The sequence below is a fragment of the Enterobacter sp. DVT3837 genome (genome assembly GCF_056238685.1).
Window position 1 is genome coordinate 434,912 of sequence record NZ_JBWDLA010000001.1, and the last position, 14,504, is coordinate 449,415.

The 14,504-nt window shown below is 53.9% G+C and carries 14 protein-coding genes; 3 read left to right on the forward strand and 11 right to left on the reverse strand.

Features of this window, described 5'->3' with window-relative positions; all coding sequences use genetic code 11:
* The first annotated feature begins 264 nt into the window (after window positions 1-264).
* Window positions 265-1,149: a nucleoside-specific channel-forming protein Tsx gene (locus AC0XWG_RS02060; RefSeq protein ID WP_028017662.1), complete on the forward strand. Its 885-nt coding sequence runs from the start codon at window positions 265-267 to the stop codon at window positions 1,147-1,149.
* Window positions 1,150-1,195: 46 nt separating this feature from the next.
* Here AC0XWG_RS02060 and AC0XWG_RS02065 read toward each other — a convergent pair whose 3' ends face one another.
* The 7 genes from AC0XWG_RS02065 to queA all read right to left on the reverse strand — a co-directional run bounded on the left by AC0XWG_RS02065 (window position 1,196) and on the right by queA (window position 7,860).
* On the reverse strand, window positions 1,196-1,876 hold the full coding sequence (locus tag AC0XWG_RS02065) for a helix-turn-helix transcriptional regulator (RefSeq protein WP_049007503.1): 681 nt from the start codon (window positions 1,874-1,876) through the stop codon (window positions 1,196-1,198).
* Window positions 1,877-1,890: 14 nt separating this feature from the next.
* Complete coding sequence (locus AC0XWG_RS02070; RefSeq protein ID WP_028017664.1) at window positions 1,891-2,256, reverse strand: VOC family protein; 366 nt, start codon at window positions 2,254-2,256, stop codon at window positions 1,891-1,893.
* A 140-nt stretch (window positions 2,257-2,396) separates the two neighbouring features.
* Window positions 2,397-3,368 (reverse strand): protein translocase subunit SecF, encoded by a 972-nt coding sequence (secF, locus tag AC0XWG_RS02075; protein WP_028017665.1) that lies wholly within the window; start codon window positions 3,366-3,368, stop codon window positions 2,397-2,399.
* A gap of 10 nt (window positions 3,369-3,378) precedes the next feature.
* Complete coding sequence (gene secD, locus AC0XWG_RS02080; protein ID WP_072032696.1) at window positions 3,379-5,226, reverse strand: protein translocase subunit SecD; 1,848 nt, start codon at window positions 5,224-5,226, stop codon at window positions 3,379-3,381.
* Between the two features lie 27 nt (window positions 5,227-5,253).
* Window positions 5,254-5,586, reverse strand: coding sequence for a preprotein translocase subunit YajC (gene yajC / locus AC0XWG_RS02085; protein WP_000007630.1), 333 nt, complete (start codon window positions 5,584-5,586; stop codon window positions 5,254-5,256).
* A gap of 22 nt (window positions 5,587-5,608) precedes the next feature.
* Window positions 5,609-6,736, reverse strand: a complete 1,128-nt coding sequence (gene tgt / locus AC0XWG_RS02090) for a tRNA guanosine(34) transglycosylase Tgt (RefSeq protein ID WP_128348508.1) — start codon at window positions 6,734-6,736, stop codon at window positions 5,609-5,611.
* A 53-nt stretch (window positions 6,737-6,789) separates the two neighbouring features.
* A complete protein-coding gene (queA, locus tag AC0XWG_RS02095; RefSeq protein WP_114977917.1) occupies window positions 6,790-7,860 on the reverse strand; it encodes a tRNA preQ1(34) S-adenosylmethionine ribosyltransferase-isomerase QueA in 1,071 nt (356 codons plus the stop codon).
* A 92-nt stretch (window positions 7,861-7,952) separates the two neighbouring features.
* Here queA and acpH point away from each other — a divergent pair, with 92 nt between their 5' ends.
* Window positions 7,953-8,534, forward strand: a complete 582-nt coding sequence (gene acpH, locus AC0XWG_RS02100) for an ACP phosphodiesterase (RefSeq protein ID WP_128348506.1) — start codon at window positions 7,953-7,955, stop codon at window positions 8,532-8,534.
* Window positions 8,535-8,661: 127 nt separating this feature from the next.
* Window positions 8,662-9,264, forward strand: coding sequence for a peroxiredoxin (locus AC0XWG_RS02105; protein ID WP_008503347.1), 603 nt, complete (start codon window positions 8,662-8,664; stop codon window positions 9,262-9,264).
* A gap of 45 nt (window positions 9,265-9,309) precedes the next feature.
* Here the strand turns inward: AC0XWG_RS02105 and AC0XWG_RS02110 are convergent, their stop codons facing one another.
* The 4 genes from AC0XWG_RS02110 to malZ all read right to left on the reverse strand — a co-directional run bounded on the left by AC0XWG_RS02110 (window position 9,310) and on the right by malZ (window position 14,453).
* Window positions 9,310-11,178 carry an amidohydrolase gene (locus AC0XWG_RS02110; RefSeq protein WP_475680329.1) on the reverse strand — a complete coding sequence of 623 codons (1,869 nt, stop codon included), beginning with the start codon at window positions 11,176-11,178 and terminating at the stop codon, window positions 9,310-9,312.
* A gap of 21 nt (window positions 11,179-11,199) precedes the next feature.
* On the reverse strand, window positions 11,200-11,745 hold the full coding sequence (locus AC0XWG_RS02115) for an antibiotic biosynthesis monooxygenase (protein WP_028017671.1): 546 nt from the start codon (window positions 11,743-11,745) through the stop codon (window positions 11,200-11,202).
* 48 nt (window positions 11,746-11,793) lie between these two features.
* Window positions 11,794-12,435, reverse strand: a complete 642-nt coding sequence (locus AC0XWG_RS02120; protein WP_014069092.1) for a hydrolase — start codon at window positions 12,433-12,435, stop codon at window positions 11,794-11,796.
* 200 nt (window positions 12,436-12,635) lie between these two features.
* Complete coding sequence (malZ, locus tag AC0XWG_RS02125) at window positions 12,636-14,453, reverse strand: maltodextrin glucosidase (protein ID WP_128348503.1); 1,818 nt, start codon at window positions 14,451-14,453, stop codon at window positions 12,636-12,638.
* Window positions 14,454-14,504 lie beyond the last annotated feature (51 nt).

Here is a 14,504-nt window from a genome sequence, read left to right on the forward strand (position 1 = left end):
CACCTTCAGCGGAGTGCAATGTCACTCCGCTAACATTTACATTTCGTATGGATTGGCAACATTAATGATTGTCGCTACAATCCCGGCCGTTTAAAGTACGCAAACGTGAACGCAATCGATTACGTGTGTGAGAGATATGTGAAACAACACATATTTTTGTGAGCAGGGATTCCTATAATAGGCACCGCAGAAACACGAAATATTTAGAAACGCAATTCGCGCATTTTTCACTCCCGGAAGGGAATTTCAATCAGTGGCATGATTATGAAAAAAACATTACTTGCAGCCGGCACCGTGCTGGCACTTTCCTCCTCTTTCACTGTTAACGCAGCGGAAAACGATAAACCACAATATCTCTCCGACTGGTGGCACCAGAGCGTTAACGTGGTCGGCAGCTACCACACCCGTTTCGGACCACAGATCCGCAACGATACCTACCTGGAGTACGAAGCATTCGCCAAGAAAGACTGGTTTGATTTCTACGGTTACGTGGATCTGCCGGTGTTCTTCGGTGGTAATACCGATGCGAAAGGTATCTGGAACAACGGTTCCCCGCTGTTCATGGAAATCGAACCGCGCTTCTCCATCGACAAACTGACCGGCACCGATCTGAGCTTCGGTCCGTTCAAAGAGTGGTACATCGCGAACAACTACATCTATGACATGGGTCGCAACGATTCTCAGGAACAAAGCACCTGGTATATGGGTCTGGGTACCGACATCGACACGGGTCTGCCGATGAGCCTGTCCATGAACATTTACGCGAAATACCAGTGGCAGAACTACGGTGCGTCCAACGAAAACGAGTGGGATGGATACCGTTTCAAAGTGAAATACTTTGTACCGCTGACGCAGCTGTGGGGCGGTAATCTGAGCTACATCGGTTTCACTAACTTTGACTGGGGTTCAGATCTGGGTGACGATAACTTCTATGACAACAACGGGAAGCATGCTCGTACCAGCAACTCTATCGCTTCCAGCCACATCCTGGCTCTGAACTACGATCACTGGCACTACTCTGTTGTTGCTCGTTACTGGCACAACGGTGGCCAGTGGAACGACGATGCCAGCCTGAACTTCGGTAAGGGTGACTTCAGCGTTCGTTCTACCGGTTGGGGTGGTTACCTGGTTGTGGGTTACAACTTCTAATCTTGTGGTAGCCGCCGGACAAAAAGCCAGCTCACGAGCTGGCTTTTTACTGCTTAACCTTCCGCAAAAAATCCGCCAGAGACCTGTCTGCACTCTCGCTAAACCGCCGCTCCGTCTGCACAATGTTAAGACACCTGTCGAGCCGGAAACAGCGGTAGTCATCGCGCCGTTCACACCAGGCCGCCAGCAGCCAGCGCTCCCCCCAGAAGAACAATCCCAACGGCTGAACCTCACGCTGTGAGAGCTGTCCGGCTTCATCACGGTAATGCAGCGCCAGCACGCGCTGGGCGGAAATTGCCTGATGAATCATGTCAAAATCGCTACGGGAGTGGCTTTGCATGCAAAAATCAGGGGCGTAGATCCGCGTCTGCTCCGCCTTTCGACGACTCTCCTCAGGCAGAATCGCTAACACCTTCTCCTGAGCCGACTCCAGTTCGCGCGACAGCGATTCTCCTCCCCAGGTTTTGAGCAGGCGAATCGCCACCATCAGCGCCTCTGACTCCTTGTTTGTCAGCATCAGCGGCGGTAAATCAAAACCCGACATCAGCCGATAGCCGCTTCCCGCCTCGCCCTCCACCGGCACGCCGGAAAGTGACAAGTCGCGGATATCGCGGTAGACCGTCCGCTCAGACACGCCAAGCCTGTCCGCCAGATGCGCTGCCGTTGTCAGACGCCTGCCCCGCAGGATCTGCACAATCTGAAACAAACGGTCAGCGCGTCGGGTCATATTTTCGTTAACTCTCAGGCTGGTTGATGGAGACCGACGCGATTACCTTCACTGTCGGTAAACAATGCGATAGTGCCAATGCCACGAGGTAATTCCAGTGGGCCGAATACACACTCACCGCCTGCGGTAACGATACGATCGAGCGTGGCCGGCAGATTGCCAGTATGCAGGTAAATAATAGCGCCTTCGTGAGACGGCACAATGCCCTCAAATTTTGCCAGCGCTCCGCCGGTACCCGGATCCTCATGCGGGAAAACGGCCAGCTCAGCGCAGTCCATTTTCTCGCGTTTTAACGAAACCTGCATCACTGGCTCATAAAAAGTAATCGCGCGATCCATATCCGTGACCGGGATTTCAAACCAGTTAATTACACTTTTCATACATCCTCCTGACTGTTTGTTTGGGTTCGAAAAGAGTCTACGACAGGGCTCCTGACAGCATACTGTCAGGAGTGTTTGTCAGGAGCAGATAAAAAAAATCCCGGTCATCAGACCGGGATTTCGATAACGCGATAAACGTCTTACGGCAGAATTGACGGCTGATCCGCCCCTTCTTTCTCGACTTTCTGCTGGAGCAAGTGCTCGCGCTTCATGCCGAGTTTCAGTGCCAGTGCGGATGCGACGTAAATAGAAGACGCCGTACCGATAGTCACACCGATAAGCATGGTCAGCGAGAAGCCTTCCAGCACCGGACCACCGAAGAGATACAGCATCAGGATAACCATCAAGGTTGTACCGGATGTGATCAAGGTACGGTGCAGCGTCTGGGTCAACGACACGTTAAAGATTTCGTACGGCGTACCGCGACGGATCTTACGGAAGTTTTCACGAATACGGTCAGATACCACGATACTGTCGTTCAGTGAGTAACCGATAACGGACATCAGCGATGCCACGATCGTCAGGTCAATCTCAATGTGGAACAAAGACAGTACGCCCATGGTGATCACCACGTCGTGCGCCAGCGCGATAACCACACCTGCCGCCAGTCGCCACTCGAAGCGGAAACCAACGTAAATCAGGATGGAGATCAGCGCCACCATCAGCGCCATTGCACCGGTTTGGGCAAGGTCTGCACCCACGCTTGGGCCGACAAACTCAATACGCTTAACCGTCGCATTCTGGCTGGTTGTTTCGTTAATCACGCTAACAACCTTGCTACCCAGCTCCTGGCTGCCGTTGGCATCATGCACTGGCGGCATACGCACCATGATATCGCGGCTGCTGCCGAAGTTTTGCAGCAGCGGCTCTTCAAAGCCCGCTTTCTGCAGCGATTCGCGCATCTGGTCCATATCAATCGGTTTTTCCAGGGAAATTTCAATTACCGTACCGCCGGTAAAATCAAGACCCCAGTTAAAGCCTTTCACACCCATAATAACGATGGACAGAATCAGCAGAAAACCTGAAATGCCGAAGGCCCAGTAGTCCCAGCGCATAAAGTCCCAGACTTTACGGCCGTGGTTTAATTGTTCAACAGTATATTCCTGTGCCACAACGCACTCCTCAGATAGACAGCTTTTTGACGCGCTTGCCGCCGTACAGCAGGTTCACGATGGCACGGGTGCCGACAATAGCGGTAAACATCGACGTTGCAACACCGATACCGGTAGTAATCGCAAAGCCTTTGATCGCGCCAGTACCCACTGCATACAGGATAAGAACCTTAATCAGTGTTGTTACGTTCGCATCGAAGATGGAGCTGAACGCGCCTTTATAGCCTTCTTCAATCGCCTGCTGCACAGAGCGACCGTTGCTCAACTCTTCTTTGATACGTTCGTTGATCAGTACGTTGGCGTCGACCGCCACCGCAAGGGTCAGAACGATACCCGCAATACCCGGCATGGTCAGCGTCGCACCCGGCAGCAGGGACATGATGCCGATGATCAGCACCAGGTTAGCCAGCAGCGCGGACGTCGCAATAAGACCAAACTTCTTATAGAAGAAGATCATGAACAGGATAGAGACCACCAGACCGGCCAGACACGCTTCCAGACCCTGCTGGATGTTTTGCATACCCAGAGTAGGACCAATGGTACGTTCTTCAACAATCTGAATTGGTGCAATCAGCGCACCGGCACGCAGCAGCAGAGAGAGCTGACGCGCTTCGTTCGGGTTGCTGATACCGGTAATACGGAAGCTGTTACCCAGACGAGACTGGATATTGGCGATGTTAATCACCTCTTCCTCTTTCACCAGCACTGCACGGCCATTGGCATCTTTCTTACCGCTGTCTTTGTACTCCACGAACAGGGTCGCCATCGGTTTACCGATGTTGTCCTTGGTGAAGTTAGACATGATGTTACCACCCGCGCTATCCAGCGAGATGTTAACCTGCGGCTGGTTGTATTCGTCCTGGCTGGAAGTGGAGTCAGTGATGTGGTCACCGGTCAGGATCACGCGTTTGTACAGCACAACAGGCTGACCTTCGCGGGTCTGTTTCACTTCGGAGTCACCCGGAATACGGCCTGCGGCGGCAGCGGACTGATCAACGTTGGAGTTAACCAGACGGAATTCCAGCGTTGCGGTCGCACCCAGAATCTCTTTCGCACGTGCGGTATCCTGGATACCTGGCAGTTCGACCACGATACGGTCAGCACCCTGGCGCTGTACCAGAGGCTCAGCCACACCCAGTTGGTTTACACGGTTACGCAGAATGTTGATGTTCTGCTGAACGGCGTATTCACGCGCTTCACTCAGACGCGCATCGGTCATCACCGCGCGCAGCTGGTTGCTGCCTGAAGAGGTGATCACCAGATCGCGGTGACGCTGAGACAGATAAGTTACAGCCTGATCGCGCGCCGCGCTGTCGCGGAACGTGATGCTCATACCGTAGTTATCTTCTTTACGTACGGTAGTGTACGCGATGCCTTTTTCACGCAGATCGCTACGCAGGCTGTCGATATTCTGTTCCTGCAGTTTGCCCAGCGCGGTATCCATATCCACTTCCATCAGGAAGTGAACGCCACCACGCAGGTCAAGACCGAGTTTCATTGGCTCTGCGTTCAGTGCAGCCAGCCAACGAGGGGTTGCAGGAGCAAGGTTAAGCGCCACGACATATTTATCACCCAGCACGCCCATCAGCGCTTCACGGGCGCGGAGCTGCGTGTCGGTGGTGTCGAAGCGAGCAAGAATTGCACCCTCTTCCAGAGCCACAGACTTAGCGGTAATTTTTTCTTCTTGTAACGTTTTCTGGACCTGGATCAGCGTTTGCTCACTGGCGGCGACACCGCGCGCGCCAGTGATTTGAACAGCCGGATCCTCACCATACAGGTTGGGAAGCGCGTACAGCAGGCCGACGAGAATCACGACGACCAGCATGATGTACTTCCACAAAGGATAACGGTTTAACACGGCAGTTCCCTTTGGGAAAAGTTGGGATTACAGCGCCTTCATAGTGCCTTTCGGCAGAACGGCAGCTACGAAGTCACGTTTGATAACCACTTCAGTGGTGTCGTTCAGCGCGATAGCAATGTAGCCGCTTTCAGCCACTTTGGTTACGCGACCAACCAGACCACCGTTGGTCAGCACTTCATCGCCTTTCGCGATGGAGTCCATCAGCTTTTTGTGCTCTTTGGTACGCTTTTGCTGTGGGCGCAGGATCATGAAGTAGAAGATCAGACCGAACACAACCAGCATCAGAATCAGAGACATCGGGCTGCCCTGCGCCGGAGCACCTGTTGCCGCTACCGCATCAGAAATAAAAAAGCTCATTCAAATTCCCTCATTATTAAAATTAATCAACGTTCAAAGGTGGAACGGTTCGACCCTGACGTTGGTAGAAATCGGTCACGAAGCTCTCTAATTTACCCTCTTCGATAGCCTTGCGTAAACCAGCCATTAAGCGCTGATAATAGCGAAGGTTATGAATGGTATTGAGACGCGCACCCAAAATCTCATTGCAACGATCGAGATGATGCAGATACGCGCGAGAATAATTGCGACAGGTATAGCAATCGCACTCGGCATCGAGCGGACTGGTGTCACTCTTATGCTTCGCGTTACGGATTTTCACCACGCCATCGGTAACAAACAGATGACCATTACGCGCGTTACGGGTTGGCATCACGCAGTCGAACATATCAATGCCGCGACGTACACCTTCAACCAGATCTTCTGGTTTACCCACACCCATCAGGTAACGGGGTTTATCTGCCGGGATTTGCGGGCAGACATGTTCCAGAATGCGATGCATGTCTGCCTTCGGCTCACCCACAGCCAAACCGCCGACAGCGTAGCCATCAAAACCTATCTCTACCAGACCTTTAACGGAGATATCACGTAAATCTTCGTAAACACTGCCCTGAATAATGCCGAACAGCGCATTTTTGTTCTCCAGGGAGTCAAAACGGTCGCGGCTACGCTTCGCCCAACGCAAAGACATCTCCATAGAGCGTTTAGCGTAATCCCAGTCGGCCGGATACGGTGTACATTCGTCGAAGATCATGACGATGTCAGAACCGAGATCGTACTGAATCTCCATCGATTTTTCTGGATCGAGGAAAATAGGATCGCCGTTGATCGGGTTACGGAAGTGTACGCCCTGCTCGGTGATCTTGCGAATATCACCCAGGCTGAAGACCTGGAAACCGCCGGAGTCGGTCAGGATTGGGCCTTTCCACTGCATGAAGTCGTGCAGGTCACCGTGGAGCTTCATGATCTCCTGACCCGGACGCAGCCACAGGTGGAAGGTGTTGCCGAGGATAATCTGTGCGCCAGTGGCTTCCACTTCTTCCGGCGTCATTCCTTTTACGGTGCCGTAGGTGCCCACAGGCATAAACGCGGGGGTTTCCACCACTCCGCGATCAAACACCAGGCGACCGCGACGCGCGCGGCCATCGGTGGTATCGAGTTCAAATTTCATTTTTTCTCCGACGTCAGAAAAACAGTCCAACGTTGTAAAACGGTGCCGCGGACTTATTCCCCGACACGCTCATTCAAAGCCTGCGGATTGTACGTGATAAACATCGCGTCCCCGTAGCTAAAAAAGCGATATTTTTGTTCTACCGCAGACTTGTAGGCATTCATCGTATGCTGATAACCCGCAAACGCGGACACCAGCATAATCAGCGTGGATTCAGGCAGATGGAAGTTGGTCACCAGCGCATCAATGACTTTGTACTGATAACCTGGGTAGATGAAGATCTGCGTATCGCCAAAGAACGGTTCGATAAGATCGTTCTTCGCGGCCTGTGCGGCGCTCTCAAGCGAACGCACAGAGGTAGTGCCGACGGCAATCACGCGGCTCCCTCTGCCTTTCGCCGCCAGAACAGCATCCACCACGTCCTGCGGTACTTCGGCATACTCGGAGTGCATGATGTGATCTTCGATGCTGTCCACGCGCACCGGCTGGAAGGTACCCGCGCCAACGTGCAGCGTCACGAACGCCATCTCAACGCCTTTTGCACGCAGTTTTTCCAGCAGCGGTTCATCAAAGTGCAGACCCGCGGTCGGCGCGGCGACTGCGCCAGGTTTCTGGCTATAGACAGTCTGGTACAGCTCGCGGTCGGCCTCTTCGTCCGGACGCTCAATGTACGGCGGCAACGGCATGTGGCCGATAGCATTCAGAATGTCGAGCACAGTACGCTCGTCATCGAATTCCACCTCGAACAGCGCGTCGTGGCGCGCGGTCATGGTCGCTTTGATGCTCTCGTCATCACCGAGCAGCAGTTCTGCACCCGGCTTGGGTGCTTTAGAGGCGCGAATATGTGCCAGAATACGTTTATCATCGAGCATACGTTCGACCAGCACTTCAATCTTGCCGCCGCTGGCTTTACGGCCGAACAGGCGCGCCGGGATCACGCGGGTATTGTTAAAGACCAGCAGATCGCCAGGGTTGAGCTTGTCGAGCAAATCGGTGAAAGTACCGTGCGTCAGCTCGCCCGTTGGCCCATCCAGTGACAGCAAACGACAGCTACTGCGCTCAGGCATTGGATAGTGAGCAATCAGGGATTCAGGTAGTTCAAAGGAGAAATCGGCGACGCGCATGACGTATACTCGTGACTTAAAAACAGGCGGCATAGTCTAGTGCTCACACCCTTTTGCTGCAACAACTAGCCACCCCCGGACAAATAAAACGCATGAATTTTCTCGCTCACCTGCATCTCGCACACCTCGCTGACAGCTCCCTTTCCGGTAATTTGCTGGCCGATTTCGTACGCGGTAACCCCGCTGAGAACTATTCCCCTGAGATCGTTGACGGTATTTTTATGCATCGCCGTATCGACGTGCTGACAGATAACTTGCCGGAAGTGACGGAAGCCAAAGCGTGGTTTCGCCCCGAAACGCGCCGGGTAGCGCCGATCACGCTTGATGTGATGTGGGATCATTTCCTGTCGCGCCACTGGGCACAACTCTCGCCGGAGTTGCCATTAACGGATTTTGTGCGCTATGCCCACCAGCAGGTGTCAATCATTTTGCCCGACTCGCCGCCGCGCTTTGTGAATCTGAATAACTACCTGTGGTCAGAACGCTGGCTGGAGCGCTATCGCGAGATGGATTTCATTCAGAATGTGTTAAATGGGATGGCCAGTCGCCGACCGCGCCTGGATGCACTACGCGACTCCTGGTATGACCTGGATGAACATTACGATGCGCTGGAGACCCGATTCTGGCAATTCTATCCGCGCATGATGGCGCAGGCGAAAAGCAAACAGCTCTGACAGAATTCGCATTGATAGGTAAAAGCTGGCGGAACGATTGTCACCACCTCTTTGTCTTATCCTGGAACACTCTCTATACTGGCTCGCGTTGCGTTCCAAATAACCTTAGTATCTACAGGAGAATCATATGGTTCTGGTAACTCGTCCGGCTCCGGATTTTACAGCTGCAGCAGTTCTGGGCAACGGTGAAATCGTTGAAAACTTCAACTTCAAACAGCACACCAACGGTAAAGCGACCGTTCTGTTCTTCTGGCCAATGGACTTCACTTTCGTTTGCCCATCTGAGCTGATCGCGTTCGACAAACGTTACGAAGAATTCCAGAAGCGTGGCGTAGAAGTTGTTGGCGTCTCCTTCGACTCTGAATTTGTACACAACGCATGGCGTAACACCCCTGTCGACAAAGGCGGCATCGGTGCGGTGAAATACGCAATGGTTGCGGACATCAAACGCGAAATCCAGCAGGCTTACGGTATCGAACATCCGGACGCTGGCGTTGCACTGCGTGGTTCTTTCCTGATCGACGCAAACGGCATCGTGCGTCACCAGGTTGTGAACGATCTGCCGCTGGGTCGTAACATCGACGAAATGCTGCGTATGGTTGACGCGCTGCAGTTCCACGAAGAGCACGGTGAAGTATGCCCGGCTCAGTGGGAAAAAGGTAAAGAAGGTATGGCTGCCTCTCCAGACGGCGTAGCGAAATACCTGTCTGAGAACGTATCCAGCCTGTAATCGGCACGGTTTACGAAAAAGGCCCGCTTATGCGGGCCTTTTGTTTTAGAACGCGAAGCACGAACACCCTAACACGCCCCAGAATGCCTGTTCATCGGAGACAGGTATATCCGACTGGCGCGCGATACCGTGCGCATGCCCATGCACGCCACAACTCCCGATGCACTGGTGCATCTGTACCACCGCGCCCACTTTACTGGCGGCTGGCGGTGCGGAGCGATAATGTCCGGGTACCTTCACCACTGGCGACCACTCTGGCACAACCGGAATTGGCGGTGGCGACAGTGGGCTGAAATGTCCGGCGGCATACACCACCTTGCCATCCACCACGGTCAGTACCGATTCAATACCTTTGATCTCCTCTTCCGGCACGCTGAAGTAGTCTTTCGACAGCACCACCAGGTCCGCCAGTTGCCCTTCTACCAGGCGACCTTTTTTACCCTGCTCGCTGGAAAACCACGCACTGCCTGCCGTCCACAGCTCAAGAGCTACGTCACGCGGCAGACGGTTATTGTCTTCATACATCGCAAGCCCACCCACGGTACGCCCGGATACCAGCCAGTAGAGCGCAGTCCACGGGTTATAGCTCGCCACGCGGGTCGCGTCCGTACCTAACCCAACCGGCACCTCCAGTTCCAGCATTTTCGCTACCGGCGGCGTATGCTTCACCGCCTCTTTGCCATAGCGGTCGACAAAGTACTCGCCCTGGAATGCCATGCGGTGCTGGACCGCAATCCCACCGCCCAACGCCTTAACGCGTTCGATATTGCGCTCGGTAATGGTTTCGGCATGGTCGAAGAACCAGTGCAGCCCGTTGAACGGGATATCGCGGTTCACTTTCTCGAACACATCCAGCATGCGACTGATGGATTCGTCGTAAGTCGCGTGCAAGCGGAACGGCCAGCGGTTTTCCACCAGATGACGCACCACACGCTCCAGTTCGTCTTCCATTCCTTCCGGCAGATCCGGACGCGGCTGAAGGAAATCCTCGAAATCCGCCGCCGAGAAGACCAGCATCTCACCGGCTCCGTTCGCGCGATAGAAATCCGTTCCCTGACCCGGCTTGAGCATATCTGTCCAGCGCTCAAAATCGTCCAGTTCCTGTTTTGGGCGCTGGGTAAAGAGGTTGTAAGCAATGCGCACAGTCATCTGCGCTTTGGCGTGCAGCTCAGCAATTACCTCGTAATCTTCCGGGTAGTTCTGGAAACCGCCCCCTGCATCAATTGCGCTGGTCAATCCCAGGCGGTTCAGCTCGCGCATAAACTGGCGCGTAGAGTTCACCTGCTGCTCAATCGGCAGTTTCGGCCCTTTCGCCAGTGTGGCGTAGAGGATCATTGCATTGGGTTTGGCGATCAGCATCCCGGTCGGGTTACCGTTGTTGTCGCGCACAATCTCGCCGCCCGGCGGGTTCGGGGTCTCTTTGGTATACCCGACAGCTTTCAAGGCTGCACGGTTGAGCAACGCGCGATCGTAGAGATGCAGCACAAATACCGGGGTGTCCGGCGCCGCCTCATTGAGTTCTTCGATGGTCGGCATTCGACGTTCAGCAAACTGAAACTCGCTCCAGCCGCCGACAACACGCACCCACTGTGGTGACGGCGTGCGGTCGGCCTGAACTTTAAGCATGCGCAACGCATCCGCCAGTGAAGGAACACCTTCCCAGCGCAGCTCCAGGTTGTAATTAAGCCCGCCGCGGATCAGGTGCAGGTGAGAATCGTTCAGGCCGGGGATTACCGTGCTTCCCTGTAAATCGACGATCTGCGTTCCCTGCGTCGCATAACTCATGATGCGATCGTGATTACCCGTAGCAAGGATCTTGCCGTTGGCGATCGCTACCGCCTCGGTAAGCGGATTCTCACGATCGAGTGTATGGATCTTACCCTTAGTTAAGATCAGTGTGGCAGTTTGAGACATAACGTACTCCTTTCGGCCGAATCAGGCTTTTTTTAGCCATCCGGCAAACAGACGGGTCACGATGGGCATCCACAGCCAGACCACCAGCGCGACCACACAGGCATCGTTAATCAAATGCAGCAGCAATGAGCCTTTCAGGCCAGGAAGCAGCGCGCCAGTCACTTGTGGTACCAGATTGGTGCTGGGAAAGATCACCAGGAGCGTGATCAGAAACTGTTTCCACTGTTTTGGCTTACGTACGTGTGTCTCCGGTGGCGTAAACCAGAACGCAGGTTCCGTACGCACTTCGGTTTTGTCGCCTTCCGCCAGCAGCGGTTCAATCTCTTTCACCAGCGCATTGCGGGTATCAGACTGAGTCCACTCATAGAGGTGTTCGAGGGTGTCGAAGCGGATAATCACCGTCCACAGGTTTTGCCCTTCGGACGGGCGGATCACGTTCGCGCCCAGATGGCCGGGAAATTCCGCCGCGATGGGCATGATCCTGCCAAGCCACTGTTCGTAGTGCTCAGCCTGTCCCGGAAGTAACGTGTGAGTAATCACCAGCGTCACATGTGATGTTTGCGCCATAAAAGCTCCCTGGTCATTGATGGGCGGGAGAACCCCGCCCTGAAAGGTTTACGCTTTACGTTCTGGCGCGCCATGAACGAGGGTGTAGGCATAATCAACGCCCATGCCATAAGCCCCGCTGTGCTCGCGAACCAGGTCCATTACCGCGTCGTAAGTGCCTTTGCGGGACCAGTCGCGCTGGTACTCAAGCAACACCTGCTGCCAGGTCACCGGTACGGCCCCGGCCTGAACCATACGGTCAATCGCTCGTTCGTGCGCATCAACGGATGTACCGCCGGACGTATCGGTTACCACGTACACTTCGAAGCCTTCGTCGAGCGCCATCAGCGCCGGGAAAGTCAGGCAAACCTCGGTCCACAGGGCTGAGATGATAAGTTTCTTACGGCCCGTTGCTTTAACTGCCGCAACAAACGCATCGTCTTCCCAGGAGTTCATCGAGGTACGTTCAATGGGTTTGACATCCGGATGAACCGCCAGCAATTCTGGCCAGATATAGCCGCTGAAGCTTTTCGTTTCGACCGACGTGTAGATAACAGGAACATCAAAAATTTTGCCGGCTTTCGCCAGTGCTACCGTATTATTCTTCAGCAATTGACGGTCAATATTAGCGACACCAAAGGACATTTGCGGTTGGTGATCGATAAAAATCAGTGCGGAATTGGATGGGTCAATCAGTTCACGAATAGACATAAAAGTACCTTTTAAACAATGGGTTAAAAGTAAACATTCGGTGTGCTATATGAGAAAGGGCCCTGACTGATAAAGCAAATTGAGTATAGCGAGAATTGACTGAGCGAATAGTAAAGATATTTGTCCCCTCTGTTGAATAAAACCGAACAACACAGGGAAATATTCTGCAACCCGTACACCGTACCGGTTGCAGACAGAGATTAATTACCGAACCAGATGGAAGCAGAAATTGCAGGTAATGAGAGTATGCCTTCCTGAAGAGTCCCTTTACCCTCCTTACATTGCCACGCCTTCACGTGCAGCAATGGGGAGTCATCCAGCACCACTTCACAGGCCTCACCCCGGTTAATCGCCACCAGCACGCGCTGCTGGTTATAAACACGGACAAACACCACCACGTTGTCGTGGGCGTACAGCACCTGGCATCCGCCATAGCGTAATGCCTGGTGCTGTTTACGTAACTTCGCCAACCGCTGATAAAGGCTGAACAGCACCTTGTCCTGTTTCGCTGGCTGCCACGGGAAGGTTTTGCGGCAGAAGGGATCATTGTTACCGTCCAACCCTACTTCATCACCGTAGTAAATACAGGGTACGCCTGGCCATGTGAAGAGCCAGGTGACGGCCAGCGGCAGACGCGCCACATCCTTGCCAAGCAGGGATTTAAAGCGCGCCGTATCGTGGCTATCCAGCTGATTAAACATTCTCAGTTGCTGCTGATGCGACAGACCGGCGCGGTAGTTATCCATCCACGCCATACAAGTTTCGGCATCAATGTGATTCGGATCGTAGGAGATATCGGTATTCGCGAGGAATCCCCACAGCGGGAAGGTAAAGCCACGATAGTTCATCGCCGCATCTTCCGCATCGGCCTGCAGCCACTGGCGCGCATCGCCAAAATGTTCGCCAAATACAAATGCCTCTGGCTGAGCCACTTTTGCAGAGCGGGTAATACCCGCGACGTGTTGAATATTGTTCCGCGCCCCGCCCGCTTCGCCCAGCATGTGCACCACATCCAGGCGCCAGCCATCCATATTCCACGGTGCTTTCAGCCAGTGGCGCACAATGCTGTCTTCACCGCCGTAGATTTCATCGATCAGAGAAGGTGACTGGAAATCCAGCTTTGGCAGGCTCGGATAACCCAGCCAGTCCAGCGCACGTCCCTCCTCATTAAAGCTATACCAGCTTCTCTGCGGTGAATCCGGGTTATGGCATGCTCCGCTCATCGACTGATTATGACGGTCAAACCACGCGTGTGAATCTCCGCTGTGGTTAAACACACCGTCCAGAATCAGGCGCATACCTTCATTTCTGGTGTTCTGCCGCAGGCGCAATAACGCTTCGTCGCCGCCAAACTGCGCGTCAACGTGGCGATAATCTTCGGTATCGTATTTGTGTACGCTCGGAGCTTTAAACACCGGGTTGAGATACAGCGCCGTCACGCCGAGCTTTTTCAGGTACGGCAACTTTTCGCTGATACCGTCGAGATCGCCGCCGTAGAACGTCGAACCGCCCGCCTGCGCGGTCAGTGGTTCATCCCACGCTTTCAGGATAATGTCATGGCCTGCGGCATGGTGGTGATAGATCTTATCCTGGTCAGCAGTGCGTTTTTCACTGCGGGCAAAGCGATCCGGGAAAATCTGGTAAAAGACCTGATCGTTAACCCATTGCGGTCCGTTATCCGGGTAATCAACGGCAAACTGCTCAAGACGGGCCGGAGGGAAACGGCTAAACCCCTGCGGGGTAAACCACAGCTGACGGTTGTTCCACAGCAGTTTGAAACTGTAGCGCCGGCGTGACTGCCCGCTGCGCAAGTCGATATTTGCCCGCCAGGCCGTGATCCCCGGCTGCGGCTGGCTACGCTGTTTGTGCATTTTCAGCGCGGTCTCTTCGTTATCAATTTCGGCGCGGAGCGTTACGCGTTCAGGCTGATTTTCCCCCGTCAGCCAGAGCGTAATCACAAGGTTGTCTTTGTTTTGCTTAACAAATGGGGCAACCGGAAGGTGCCAGGCGTTTAACATCACGAATCCCCTTTGATGAAATTGACGTCACCTTGCCACAGGGTGGTTAAG